This is a genomic window from Pseudomonas sp. DW-iso17, from assembly GCF_058725345.1.
The window spans coordinates 1-13,154 of record NZ_JBZXEA010000037.1; the positions used below are offsets into that span (position 1 = coordinate 1).

General features: G+C 59.6%; 11 protein-coding genes. 5 read left to right on the forward strand and 6 right to left on the reverse strand.

The genetic code is table 11. The features are described from left to right. Positions 1 to 568: 568 nt before the first annotated feature. Positions 569 to 1,891 (reverse strand): sigma-54 dependent transcriptional regulator, encoded by a 1,323-nt coding sequence (locus tag AC4PS6_RS20780; protein WP_102666935.1) that lies wholly within the window; start codon positions 1,889 to 1,891, stop codon positions 569 to 571. Between the two features lie 344 nt (positions 1,892 to 2,235). Between AC4PS6_RS20780 and AC4PS6_RS20785 the strand changes: the two genes are divergently transcribed. Further along, on the forward strand, positions 2,236 to 2,496 hold the full coding sequence (locus AC4PS6_RS20785; protein ID WP_014718744.1) for a hypothetical protein: 261 nt from the start codon (positions 2,236 to 2,238) through the stop codon (positions 2,494 to 2,496). A gap of 67 nt (positions 2,497 to 2,563) precedes the next feature. Here the strand turns inward: AC4PS6_RS20785 and AC4PS6_RS20790 are convergent, their stop codons facing one another. Genes AC4PS6_RS20790 through gnd form a run of 3 tightly spaced genes read right to left on the reverse strand, consistent with a single transcriptional unit; the run spans position 2,564 to position 5,888 of the window. Beyond that, positions 2,564 to 3,388 carry a Cof-type HAD-IIB family hydrolase gene (locus AC4PS6_RS20790; RefSeq protein ID WP_072434060.1) on the reverse strand — a complete coding sequence of 275 codons (825 nt, stop codon included), beginning with the start codon at positions 3,386 to 3,388 and terminating at the stop codon, positions 2,564 to 2,566. Then, positions 3,385 to 4,908, reverse strand: a complete 1,524-nt coding sequence (gene zwf, locus AC4PS6_RS20795) for a glucose-6-phosphate dehydrogenase (protein WP_019817572.1) — start codon at positions 4,906 to 4,908, stop codon at positions 3,385 to 3,387. Before zwf ends, AC4PS6_RS20790 begins: the two co-directional genes overlap by 4 nt. Continuing rightward, positions 4,905 to 5,888 (reverse strand): phosphogluconate dehydrogenase (NAD(+)-dependent, decarboxylating), encoded by a 984-nt coding sequence (gnd, locus tag AC4PS6_RS20800; protein WP_019817573.1) that lies wholly within the window; start codon positions 5,886 to 5,888, stop codon positions 4,905 to 4,907. The genes zwf and gnd overlap by 4 nt, the downstream gene beginning before the upstream one ends. Positions 5,889 to 6,147: 259 nt before the next feature. Between gnd and AC4PS6_RS20805 the strand changes: the two genes are divergently transcribed. The 4 genes from AC4PS6_RS20805 (at position 6,148) to AC4PS6_RS20820 (ending at position 10,944) form a co-directional block, all read left to right on the forward strand. Beyond that, positions 6,148 to 6,324 (forward strand): DUF6026 family protein, encoded by a 177-nt coding sequence (locus AC4PS6_RS20805; RefSeq protein ID WP_196492057.1) that lies wholly within the window; start codon positions 6,148 to 6,150, stop codon positions 6,322 to 6,324. Positions 6,325 to 6,481: 157 nt separating this feature from the next. After that, positions 6,482 to 8,224: a phosphoethanolamine transferase CptA gene (locus tag AC4PS6_RS20810; RefSeq protein ID WP_336827536.1), complete on the forward strand. Its 1,743-nt coding sequence runs from the start codon at positions 6,482 to 6,484 to the stop codon at positions 8,222 to 8,224. Positions 8,225 to 8,352: 128 nt separating this feature from the next. After that, positions 8,353 to 10,590 (forward strand): TonB-dependent siderophore receptor, encoded by a 2,238-nt coding sequence (locus AC4PS6_RS20815; protein ID WP_336827537.1) that lies wholly within the window; start codon positions 8,353 to 8,355, stop codon positions 10,588 to 10,590. A 141-nt stretch (positions 10,591 to 10,731) separates the two neighbouring features. Then, positions 10,732 to 10,944: a hypothetical protein gene (locus tag AC4PS6_RS20820; RefSeq protein WP_014718750.1), complete on the forward strand. Its 213-nt coding sequence runs from the start codon at positions 10,732 to 10,734 to the stop codon at positions 10,942 to 10,944. Between the two features lie 101 nt (positions 10,945 to 11,045). Here AC4PS6_RS20820 and AC4PS6_RS20825 read toward each other — a convergent pair whose 3' ends face one another. Then, on the reverse strand, positions 11,046 to 11,537 hold the full coding sequence (locus AC4PS6_RS20825) for a GNAT family N-acetyltransferase (protein ID WP_014718751.1): 492 nt from the start codon (positions 11,535 to 11,537) through the stop codon (positions 11,046 to 11,048). Between the two features lie 165 nt (positions 11,538 to 11,702). Further along, positions 11,703 to 12,809 (reverse strand): cell division protein ZapE, encoded by a 1,107-nt coding sequence (zapE, locus tag AC4PS6_RS20830; protein WP_336827538.1) that lies wholly within the window; start codon positions 12,807 to 12,809, stop codon positions 11,703 to 11,705. Positions 12,810 to 13,154 lie beyond the last annotated feature (345 nt).

The window sequence follows — 13,154 nt, forward strand, 5'->3', positions numbered from 1 at the left end:
GCAAGCCAGCTCCCACATTGGCCCTGTATTGCCCACAGAATCAGCGCCTGGCACAAATCCCCTGTGGGAGCGGGCTTGCCCGCGATGGCGGTGTGTCAGTTGCTGCATCTGTGACTGCACTACCGCTTTCGCAGGCAAGCCAGCTCCCACATTGGCCCTGTATTGCCCACAGAATCAGCGCCTGACACAAATCCCCTGTGGGAGCGGGCTTGCCCGCGATGGCGGTGTGTCAGTTGCTGCATCTGTGACTGCACTACCGCTTTCGCAGGCAAGCCAGCTCCCACATTGGCCATGCATTGCCCACAAAATCAGCGCCTGACACAAATCCCCTGTGGGAGCGGGCTTGCCCGCGAAGGCGGAGTGTCAGTCACTGAATCTCTAACTGAACCACCGCTATCGCAGGCAAGCCAGCTCCCACATTGGCCCTGTATTGCCCACAGAATCAGCGCCTGACACAAATCCCCTGTGGGAGCGGGCTTGCCCGCGATGGCGGTGTGTCAGTCACTGAATCTTTAACTGAACCACCGATTTCGCAGGCAAGCCAGCTCCCACATTGGGTTTACCCGCCCTAGCGGATCTGGTGTTTATGCAGCAACCGGTAGAACGTCGGCCGGGAAATCCCCAGTACACGGGCCGCGACACTGAGGTTGTCGCTGTGCCGGTTGAGCACATCGCACAACGCCTGACGTTCGGCGCGGTGTTTGTAGTCTTCCAATGTCGCCATCGGCGCCGACATGGCTTGCTGGCCTTGCAGCCCCAGGTCAGCCGCTTCGATCTGCCGCCCTTCGGCCAGTACCAGGCCACGCCGCACGCGGTTGGCCAGTTCACGCACATTGCCCGGCCACGGGTGTTGCCCCATCGCCACCAAGGCCTCTTCGCTGAAACTGCGCGGGCGCCGTCCGGTTTCCTGGCTGTAAAAACGTGAAAAGTGGTTGGCCAGCATCGCCACGTCACCATGGCGTTCGCGCAACGGCGCGGTGACCACTTGCAGCACATTCAGGCGGTAATACAAGTCTTCGCGAAAGGCGCCCTTCTCTACCGCAGCCTCAAGGTTGACGTGAGTGGCGGCCAACACCCGTACATCCACCGGGATCGGCTGGCTGCCGCCAACGCGTTCGATGTGTTTTTCCTGAAGAAAGCGCAACAAGTTGGCTTGCAGCTCCATCGGCAGATCGCCGATTTCATCGAGGAACAGGGTGCCGCCGTTGGCCGCTTCAATACGCCCGATCTTGCGCTGATGGGCGCCGGTAAACGCGCCTTTTTCGTGACCGAACAGCTCGGACTGGATCAGGTGTTCAGGAATAGCGCCACAATTGATCGCGACAAACGGCTTGGCATGCCGCTGGGATTGGCGGTGCAGGGTCTTGGCCACCAACTCTTTGCCCGTGCCACTGTCACCGCGGATCAACACCGGGGATTCAGTCGGCGCCAACTTGGACAACAATTTGCGCAGCTCACGAATGGGGCGGCTCTCGCCCAGCAATTCATGGGGCTCATCCACCGGCGCGTGGCCCTTGCCACGCAGGCGCGCCATGCCGAACGCGCGACCCAGGGTCACCTGTACCCGGGACACATCGAAGGGTAAGGTATGGAAGTCGAAAAACCATTCGCAGACAAAATCGCCGACGTTCTGCAAACGCAGTACATCCTGGCTGAGCACGGCGATCCACTCGGTGCCGCTGCGACCAATCAACTCCTTGACCGCTTCGGGGCGCTCCAGGTGATCCCGCTGCAAGCGCAGCAGGCCCACATCGCAGGAGCGCTCCCCCACCGCCTCCAAGGCACAGCTGTCTACTTCCCAGCCGGCGGTGCGTAAACCGGGTAATAACCCGTGGCAATCGTCACAGGGGTCGACCACCAATAAGCGGCGTTGGGCGGGTGTCGCAATCATGACTATTCCTTGGCGCCAAGATTGTTAAAGTTATTTAGAAACAACAGTTTGTGGCGACCGTTGGTAACCCTAGCAAGATCTTGACGCTTTCCTTGTACCCTTTCGCTATAAGTGCGGGCAAAAAGCCATGCTTGTTTCGTAGCACGCCGAAAGTTGCTCGTCAGTGAAACGCTTATGGCGCTTTCAAAACAGCCGCTTACATGACGTCAATCAGGAAAAGTTAAATTTTCTTGCCCTAGCATGTGACCCGCACGCCACCATCGTGCATCAGTACAAGTAACCCACCGCACGGTCAGCCCAACCGCCGGTACTCACTTGAATGGGCATACAGAGAGAAGACCCAAATGAACGCTCCGCTGCGCATCAACGAAGCTCTTTTGATTGCAGACCGTGCTTTCCAGCCCTTTCAGTGCGTGGCCTGGCACGATGGCGTCGGCGCCCTCAGCCTGAGCGTCATCGACCGTACCAACACCCGCATCGGCAGCAAACAGCTGTCCTGCACTGCGTATACCGACCCGGCTCAACTTGAAAACCTGTTGTTACAGGCCCGCGCCGAGCTCGATAAAGATGGCCACCAGTTGCAGTCCTGGGCAATGCCGAAGTAATGCAATGCGGCAACTTCCAGCCAACGCCAAACATCGGCTGGAAGTGGCGCACTAAAACGTCAGTTACTTAGCGTGCCGCGAGAATAAACCGTTCGAACGCCTCGGCAGCGCCGTCCTCGACATTGCTGCCGGTCACCACATTGGCCTGGCGCTTGACGGTTTCTTCGGCCTGGCCCATGGCAATCGACAATCCCGCCACATGAAACATCGCCGGGTCATTGCCACCGTCACCAATCGCAGCCGTTTGCGCAAGCGGCACGCCCAGGTGCTCGGCCAGGGTTTTCAAGGCTTCGCCTTTGTTGGCCAGCATCGCGGTCACGTCCAGATACACCGGCTGCGAACGCGATACCTGGGCCGACCCCTGCACTTTCGGCTGCAATTGCGCCTCCAGCTCCACCAGCAACTGGGTGTTGTTGCTGGCGGCGACGATCTTGTCGACCCGGTCCAGGTAAGGCTCGAAACTCTCCACCACCACCGGCCCATAGCCCAAGCCGTCGGCTTCGCGCTGCACCATGGGCCCGGGCGGATCACGGCGCAGCCAGTCGCCATCGGCAAACACCCAGACTTCCACGTCCGGCTCGGCCGAAAACAGCGCCAGGGTGATCAGCGCCGCTTCCGCCGGCAGATGGTGAGCAACCAGGATGCTGCCATCCGGGTTGACCAACGTACCGCCATTAAAGCCAGCCACCGGCACATCGATGCCAAAGGTCTCGATCAAATGCCGCATGGCTTTGGGCGGACGCCCGCTGGCCAGGCTGAAAAGCACCCCGGCCTCGCGCATGGCGCGAATGGCATCGGCGGTGCGTTGGCTGAGGCTGTGGTCGGGATGCAATAGCGTCCCGTCCACATCACTGAGGACAAACCGGATGGGTTGAATCGTCGCGTCACTCATCCGAGGCTATGCCAAGCGCGGCCATCGCGGGCCAGCAAGGCATCGGCCGCTGCTGGGCCATCCTCACCAGCCTTGTAAGCCTGGATACCGTCATCTTCCTTCCATGCATCCAGGAACGGCTGCACCGCACGCCAACCGTTCTCGATGTTGTCGGCACGCTGGAACAAGGTCTGGTCGCCGGTCATGCAGTCGTAGATCAGGGTTTCGTAACCCGTCGACGGTTGCATCTCGAAGAAGTCCTTGTAGTCAAAGCCCAATTCGATATTGGCCATTTCCAGGGTCGGCCCAGGCTGCTTGGCCAAAAGGTCGAACCACATGCCTTCGTTCGGCTGGATCTGGATCTTAAGGTAAGTGGGCTTGAGCTCATCGACTTCGGTATCGCGAAATTGCGCATAAGGCGCCTGCTTGAAGCAGATCACGATCTCGGTGTCACGGATGCTCATGCGCTTGCCGGTACGCAGGTAAAACGGCACACCGACCCAACGCCAGTTATCAATCATCACTTTGAGCGCGACGAACGTCTCGGTGCTGCTGTCCGGCGCGACGTTGGCTTCTTCGCGATAGCCGGGTAATGGCTTGCCGGCGATTTCTCCGGCGGTGTATTGGCCGCGCACGGAGTTGGCCCGCGCATCTTCCAGCGACCAGGGGCGGATGGCACCGACCACTTTGGCCTTCTCACCCCGCACCGCATCGGCACCAAAGGCGGCCGGCGGTTCCATGGCGACCATCGCCAGCAGCTGGAATAGGTGGTTGGGCACCATGTCCCGCAGTGTGCCGGTCTTCTCGAAGAAGTTGCCCCGGGTTTCAACGCCGACGGTTTCAGCGGCAGTGATTTGCACGTGATCGATGTAGTGGTTGTTCCAGAACGCTTCGAACAGCACGTTGGAGAAACGGCTGACCAGGATGTTCTGCACCGTCTCCTTGCCCAGGTAATGGTCGATGCGGTAGATCTGCTTCTCGCTCATCACCTTGAGCAGGCAGGCGTTGAGCGCCTCGGCGGTGGCCAGGTCGGAGCCGAACGGCTTCTCGATCACCACGCGCCGAAAGCCATCGTCCGTTTCATTCAACAAGCCAGCGCTGCCCAGGCGCTGCACCACTTCACTGAAAAAGCGCGGAGCGGTGGCCAGGTAGAACACCGCATTGGCGGTGCCGCTGTCAGCGATCTTGCTGGCGATATCGGCATAGGTGCTGTCGTCGAGGAAATCGCCCTCGACGTAGCTGATGCCCTTGGCCAATTGTGCCCACAACGCGGGGTCGAGGGCGTTCTCGGCATTGCCCCTGACCTTGCTGGAGGCTTCGGTACGAATGAAGTCCTCAAGTTTCTTGGCAAAGTCCGCGTCGCTGATGGCGTTGTGATCAACGCCGACAATACGCAGGCCATCGCCCAGCAACCCATCGCGGCTCAGGTTGTACAGCGCCGGCATGAGCAGGCGCTTGACCAGGTCGCCATGGGCGCCAAACAGAAACAATGTGGTGGGTGGAGCAGGTTCGGCCTTGGGTTTCTTGCCGTTGACGGTCATTTTTTGGAAGTCTCCACATGGCCACCAAAGCCGAAGCGCATGGCAGACAGCATTTTGTCACCGTAGGTGCTCTGCTGGCGGGAACGGAAACGCGCGAACAGCGAGGTCGACAACACCGGAACCGGCACCGCCTGCTCCATGGCTGCTTCGATGGTCCAACGACCTTCACCGCTGTCGGCCACAGAGCCCGAGTAGCCGTCAAGTTTGGGGTCGGTGGCCAGGGCATCGGCGGTCAGGTCCAGCAACCAGGACGACACCACGCTGCCACGACGCCAGACTTCGGCGATGTCGCCGACGTTGAGGTCAAAGCGCTGGTCTTCCGGCAGGTTTTCCGAGTTCTTGGTCTTGAGGATGTCAAAACCTTCGGCAAACGCCTGCATCATCCCGTACTCGATGCCGTTGTGGATCATCTTGACGAAGTGCCCCGAACCCGCTGGGCCGGCGTGAATGTAGCCCTGCTCGGCACGTGGGTCGGCAGAGGCCGAACGGTCCTTGGTGCGCGGGATGTTACCCAGGCCCGGCGCCAGGCTTTTGAAGATCGGGTCGAGGCGATTCACGGTCTCGGTGTCACCACCGATCATCATGCAGTAGCCACGTTCCAGGCCCCAGACGCCGCCCGAGGTGCCCACGTCTACATAGTGCAGGCCCTTTTCAGCCAGGGCTTTGCCGCGACGCACGTCGTCCTTGTAGTTGGTGTTGCCGCCGTCGATGATCACATCGCCGTCTTCCAGCAGTTCGCTCAGTGCGTTGATGGTGTCTTCGGTGGGCGCGCCCGCCGGCAACATGACCCAGACAGCACGGGGCTTTTGCAGGCCGGCCACCAGCGCTTTCAAGTCGGCGACGCCGGTGGCGCCCTCCTCGCTCAAGGCTTTGACGAAGGCTTCGTTACGGTCGTATACAACGGTGGTATGCCCATTGAGCATCAGGCGCCGCGCAATGTTACCGCCCATGCGGCCTAGTCCGATAATCCCCAGTTGCATGTGCTGATGCTCCTAACTTCTAAAAAATGTGTGACATAGTTTATAGCGCAATGAGGCTAATGAGGGTTAGTCCAGAGCGGATCCGTGTAGTTTCATGACAAAAAAGTGGCCATCGTTTCACCATCACCCCGGCAAAAGTCACACGACCGCCAAAAATAAAAAAGTTCCCTTGCTGCGAAAAAGAATTCAAACTTGCTTCCGACTGTTGCCAAAAACCTGTTTTGGCACCGCGATCTACCGGCTATTTGCGAGGTAAGCAATGAGCACAGCACAGATGACCCGTCCGCCACAGACCCTCTACGTCACCCTCCGTCGCGATGAACTGCGCCAGTTGAAAGACGAGCGCGATCAGTTGCAACAGGAAGTCCTGCGCCTGCGCTTGCACCTTCAAGCCCAGCTCGATCAACCGTCGGATGCCAAGCCAGCCCTGTGCTGAAAGCCGGGCCGAACGCGTTGTAAGGCAATACCTACAGAAAACTCACAAAGTTTTCACATTCCCCTCTTGATACTCCCGTTCCGCGATGCCGCTCACTTCCTGGGCGGCCCGATGTTGCGCGCCTGTGCGCGACAATCTTTCTCTGATGGGGCGCTGGATGGCGATGTTCAAACGCAGCACGACGACTGCGAAAGGCTTTGATTGGGCCGGCCTTGGCTGGTTATTCCTGTTTTTCTGGTATTTCTCGGGTATTACCCAACTTCTTATCCAACTGACCGGCACCTCCGGCTTCAGTGGCTTCCGCCAGGCCTTCTTCATGAGTGCGCTGTGGCTGGCGCCGATGTTGCTGTTCCCGCGTCGTACACGCCTGCTCGCCGCCTTGATCGGCGTGGTGCTGTGGGCTTGCTCCATGGCGAGCCTGGGTTATTTCTTCATTTATCAGCAGGAATTTTCCCAGAGCGTCATCTTCATCATGTTCGAGTCGAACATCTCTGAAGCCGGCGAATACGCCACCCAATACTTTGCCTGGTGGATCGTGCTGGCGTTCATTGCCCACACCGCCTTCGCCATCTTCCTGTGGACGCGCTTGCGCCCGGTGTACCTGCCGCGCGGTCAGTCAATCCTGGCAGCCATTGCCATCGTCCTGGCGGTGGTGGGCTACCCACTGGTCAAGCAGATCGCCACCAGCGAAACCATGGAATTGGCCATCGACCGTTTCGAAACCCGCATCGAGCCTGCCGTGCCTTGGCAGATGATCGTCGCCTACCGTCGCTACACCGAGCAGCTGGATAACATGCAAGGCATGCTCACCAGTGCAAGCAAGATCCCGCCCTTGAACAACCTCAAGGACAGCATGGCCGGCCAGCCGTCCACACTTGTCTTGGTCATCGGCGAGTCGACCAACCGCCAGCGCATGAGCCTCTACGGCTACCCGCGCAACACCACGCCGGAACTGGACAAGCTGCGCGACCAACTGGCCGTGTTCGATAACGTCATCACCCCGCGCCCCTACACCATTGAAGCGCTGCAACAGGTGCTGACCTTCGCTGACGAAGAAAACCCAGACCTGTACCTCAAGACACCGTCGATTGTCAGCGTGATGAAACAGGCCGGCTACAAGACCTTCTGGATCACCAATCAGCAGACCATGACCAAACGCAACACCATGCTCACGACCTTTTCCGAACAGGCCGACGAGCAGGTGTACCTCAACAACAACCGCAACCAGAACGCCCGTCAGTACGACGGCGATGTACTGGCGCCGTTTTCCAAGGCCCTGGCCGATACCGCCGAACGCAAGTTCATCGTGGTGCACCTGCTGGGCACCCACATGAGCTACCAGTACCGCTACCCGCCGACCTTCGACAAGTTCACCGACCGCCAGGGCGTGCCGGCGGGTGTCAGCGATGCGCAGTTGCCGACCTACAACAGCTATGACAACGCGGTGCTGTACAACGATTTCGTGGTCTCCAGCCTGATCAAGGACTACGCCAAGACCGACCCCAACGGCTTTTTGCTGTACCTGTCGGATCACGGCGAAGACGTGTTCGACTCCGCCGGCCACGACACCTTGGGCCGTAACGAAGGCAAGCCGACCGCGCCGATGTACACCATCCCGTTCATGGCCTACGCCTCGCCAAAATGGCGCGAAAGCCACGACTGGAGCTTCGCCGGCGACTTGCAACGGCCTTACAGCAGTTCGCAGTTGATCCACACCTGGGCCGACATGGCAGGCTTGAGTTTCGATGAGCTGGACCACAGCAAGAGTCTGGTAAGCGACAGCTTCAAGCCACGCCCCCTGTTGATCGGCAACCCTTACGAGACCAAGCAGAAGGCGCTGATCGACTTCAGCCTGATCAAGCCCAAGAAGGCCGACGGCGCCGAAGTGGTGGCCAAATAAGCCAGGGGCTTGCAACAGAAAGATAACAATCATTCTCGTTTAACCCTAAAGTTACGCAGCTCCTTTCGTCTTTGAACCAAGCCCTCCCTGCTTGGGGAGGTATCCAAGACGACAAGGAGTCTGCAGTGATGTTCGCGCCCTTCACCCGTTCCATGACCTTCACCCTCGGCCTGTTCAGCCTGGCGCTGAGCCCGGATTCGCTGGCCGACACCGACCCCGATACAGCCCCCGCCAAAGCCCTGGAACTGGGCGCGACCACCATCAGCGCCGACAGCCTGGGCGCCACCACCGAGCACACCGGCGCCTACACTACTGGCTCGATGAACACCGCCACGCGGCTGAACCTCTCCGTCAAGGAAACCCCGCAATCGATCTCGGTGGTCACACGCCAGCAGATGGACGACTTCAATCTCAACACCCTGACGGATGTGTTGCGCCAGACCACGGGCGTCAACGTTCAGCATTACGACTCCGATCGTGTCTACTACTCCGCCCGAAGCTATGGCATCAGCAACTTCCAGGTTGACGGGATGCTCAACACCTTCGGCTACATGAAGACCGACGCCGACACCATCATCTACGACCGCATCGAAGTAGTGCGCGGCGCGACGGGCCTGACCACGGGCGCAGGCGACCCTTCGGCCACCGTAAACATGGTGCGCAAGCGCCCTACCGCCCACTGGCAGGCCAAGACCGGTATCAGTGGCGCCAGCCATGACAACTACTACAGCTACGTCGACGTCGGCGGCCCGCTGGCGTTCGACGGCAAACTGCGCGGGCGTAGCGTGCTGGCTTACCGTGACAGCCAGTCCTTTCGTGACAACTATGGGCTGCAGCGGGCAGTGGGCTACGGCATTCTCGAGGGCGATCTTTCCGACGATACCGTGCTGGCCGTCGGCTTTGATTACCAGGACAAACAGGTACAAGGCACCTCCTGGGGCACCGTGCCCTACTGGAACAGCCAGGGCGGCAAGGCCAGGCTGCCCCGCTCCACCAACATGGCGGCGCACTGGAGTTCCTGGCCGCTGACCGACAAGACCACCTTCGCCACCCTCGACCATCGGCTCGGCGGCGACTGGCACCTGAAGGCCGCCTATACCCATCGCCAGAGCGACACCGATGGCAAGGTGTATTACGGCGGCGCCGGTTTCCCCAACCCCGACCGCAGCGGCATGACGGCCTGGGCCAGCCATATGCGCGGCACCTCGCGCATGGAGGCCATCGACCTCAACCTGGCCGGCAGCTACACGCTGCTGGGCCGCGAACACGCGCTGATGATGGGCTATGGCGAAGCCGCCCAACGGGATGTCTCGCCCTTCATGCGCAGCGACCTGCCAGCCAGCTACTACCCCATCCAGGACTGGAAGCACATGGGCGGCATCGGCAAGTTCACCGACCAGGTGACCGACCTGAAGGGTGAGCACAGCAAGAAACAACAGAAAGCCGGTTACCTGGCCACAAGGCTGAGCCTCACAGACCGCTTGCACGCCGTACTGGGCAGCCGTTACGGCAGTTGGGAGCTGGAAAGCGCAGAGCCCAAATACGATGCCAACGACCAACTGACCGCTTCGGGCAAAACCAGTCAGACCCACAATGATATGTGGACGCCATACGCCGGCCTGCTCTACGACATCACGCCGCAGTACACCGTCTACGCCAGCTATACCGACATCTTCAAACCCCAGGACTACCGTGATGCCAACAAGAAGTACCTGGAGCCCGTGGTCGGCAGTAACTACGAAGTGGGCCTCAAGGGCAGCGTGCTGAACGAGCGCTTGAACCTGGCCGCCGCGTACTTCTGGAGTACCCAGGACAACGTCGCCGAGCGGGATGACTCAGTCCCGCCCAACCCGGTCACGGGCGAGGAGTACTACAGATCCGGCGGCAAAGGTAACAAGGTCAACGGCTTCGAGCTGGAAGCCGCCGGTGAAATCACGCCGGACTGGAACCTGACCGCCGGCTACACCTACACCCATTCAGTCAATGGCTCGGACAAACGCAATAACACCAGCCAACCCTTGAACCTGGTGAAGATCTCCAGCGCCTATCGCCTGCCGGGCGCCTGGCGCAACCTGACGGTGGGCGGCGCCGTGAACTGGCAGAGCGAAACCTACGACTTCAGCAACCGCCCGACCGGGCAGCGCAACAGCGAAGGCCGGCCGATAACCACCCGGGCGAAGATCACGCAACAGGGCTATACCGTGGTCAACCTGATGTCGCGCTACCAGTTCGACGAACAGGTTTCGGCGTCGGTCAATGTGAATAACCTCTTTGATAAGAAATACTACGAGCGCGTTGGTTTTTATAACGGCGTGTATTGGGGTGAGCCGCGTTCCGTCACGCTGGCATTGGATTGGAAGTTATAGCCCCGCCCGTTGAAGTTAACAAAACTGTTAACTTCAACGGCATCTCCCGTTAATTCCCACTTAATAAGATAGCGCCATAGTCGCTCCATGATCTGATCACGGAGCGACCGGACACCTATCACTTTTAATGGGAATACCGCGATGAAAATGTCGACCTTGATACTGGCCAGCCTGATGACCCTGACCTCCGCCGCCGCCTTTGCAGAGGGCGGCGCAGAGCGCTCCAAGGAGTTCTACAACAACTTCAGCTTCATTCAGGAAAAAACCCACGGCAAGGCTGAGCAACAAGTTGCCAGCGCCGATGGCAAATCGGTTAAGTCTGAGACTGTTGATCAGGCACAACCGAACAGCTGAGTTAATGCTTACTTAATCCGTAGCACCCTGCGCCATTCTGCTCCGTTGGCAAAGGTTTATTGGGCGCCCTTTAATGGCGCCCTTTTTTTGCTGGTTATTTATTACAACGGCTTATGCCAGAACAGCATTCGCCCATGGGCGGGATCAAACACTGAGTCGTCAAACCCGAACTTGCGGTATGCCGACTGCGCCAGGGCATTACCTTCCAGCACTTCGAGGGTGATCTTGCAGCAACCGCGCTGCCGGGCGATTTCCTCGACCTTTTGCAGCATCTTCTGACTCAACCCCAAACCCCGAAATTGCTCCTTCACCATCACGTCATGGACGTTGACCAAGGGCCGGCAGGCGAAGGTCGAAAAGCCCTCGAAACAATTGACCAACCCCGCTGGCTCCCCCCCGACGAACGCCAGCACACTGAACGCGTGTGGGCGCTTGGCCAGTTCGGCTGGCAGTTGCTGCAAGAGATCGGCTGGCAGGCTGTGGCCGCCGCCCATTGGGTCTTCAGCGTAAGAGTTGAGCAGCAGGCCAATAGCGTCGGCGTGCACGGCGTTGGTATAGCTGGCTTGCAGCACCAGGATGTCTGGGGTGTCCATGTCCTTCCTCGATAGCGACAACCAGGGAATCGGTTCCCTTTGAGAGGTGCGATTGTAAGCGTGGAGTCGGCAGTAGATGAAGGAGATAAGCGACAAATAGCTGACAGAAAGTGCGAAGGTTGCGCGCATCAAAGCGTGCAATGAGCTTTGGTACAGCGATTTTTCCTATGTGGCGAAGCGTTGCAGCTGCATCTCTTGCAGACGGCTCAGGGTGCGGCGGAAAGGAAACTCCAGGTAGCCTTCGGTGTACAGGCTGTGCAACGGCACCGCGGCGTCGATAAAGAGTGGCACTTTGCGGTCGTAGCATTCGTCCACTAACGCGATAAAACGTCGCACGCTGTCATCGTGCACCGACAACTGCGGCAACTCTCGATCCCCGGCCACCACGCGCTCGGCGCCATCTTCGGTGCCACGGGCAATTCGACCCGGGCGTATTTGTGCACTGAGGTTAGGGACGCCTCCCAGCAGAATGGCGTGGAAGCGATCACACACCAGCATGAAATCCATGGCGGCCAGGGGTTGCTCACACAGGTCGGCATAGCGACACCAAAGCACGGTATCACTGGCCTGCACCGTCATGATGGTGCGGTGCCCTACGCTTACCGCCACACTGTTCACGGCTTGGCCTTGGCTCAATTGTCGGAACACCGCCGCCAGTGCCTCGGGTTGATTCACCCAATAACGCTGCATGCCCACGCCGGGATGCAAGCGATGATCCTCGCCACCGTCCACGGCCACCACCTGCATATGCTGCTTGAGCGCATCGATGCCCGGCAGGAAACGCTCACGGTTGAAGCCATCGGCATACAGCTGGTCGGGCGGCTGGTTGGACGTGCACACCATCACCACACCCTCCTCGAACATCACCTGGAACAGGCGACCGAGAATGATCGCGTCCCCGATGTCATTCACAAACAGCTCATCGAAGCACAGCACACGCACCGCCTGGCTCAGCTCCCTGGCCAACGCCTGCAAGGGGTCCTGGGTGCCCGTGAGCTGGAATAAACGCTGGTGGACCCAGGCCATGAAGTGGTGAAAATGCTGACGCCGCGCAGGCACGTGCAGGCTTTGGTAGAACTGGTCCATCAACCAGGTCTTGCCACGCCCCACCGGCCCCCAGAGGTAAACGCCGGCAATCGACGAACGCCCTTGATGCAAGGCCTCGTGACAGGCTTGCAAGGCTTGTACCGCCCGGCGCTGGGCATCGTCGGCGACGAAACCTGGTTGGGCGATTGCATGTTGATAAGCGGCGAGAGGCGAGTCGAAAGTCATGCTTGCCAGTATGACGGACGCAGAGCTGTCGAGGCGCGAAATCTTGGCCTGTTTGCCTGAGGCGAGGATGAGTATTTGCACAACGCTGTAACGGTAGACGGTAACCACGATGCGAAGCGAGCCGCTCTTGATCTTGATCTTAGGCGCCCCGTTAAACCACGCTGGCCGTAATTCGACAGGGATTTGGGGGGTAAACCGGCAGGGATGCCGGTTTAGCCGCCCCGCGCCATGGATGGCGCGTGGCGGCGGCCCCCCAAATCACTGGCGGATTACGGGCACACCGAGCCTGGGCGAGGTGCCGAGTGGTGGGGCAAGAGCGTTTTGCTGGGCCTGTCCCCCGGCAGC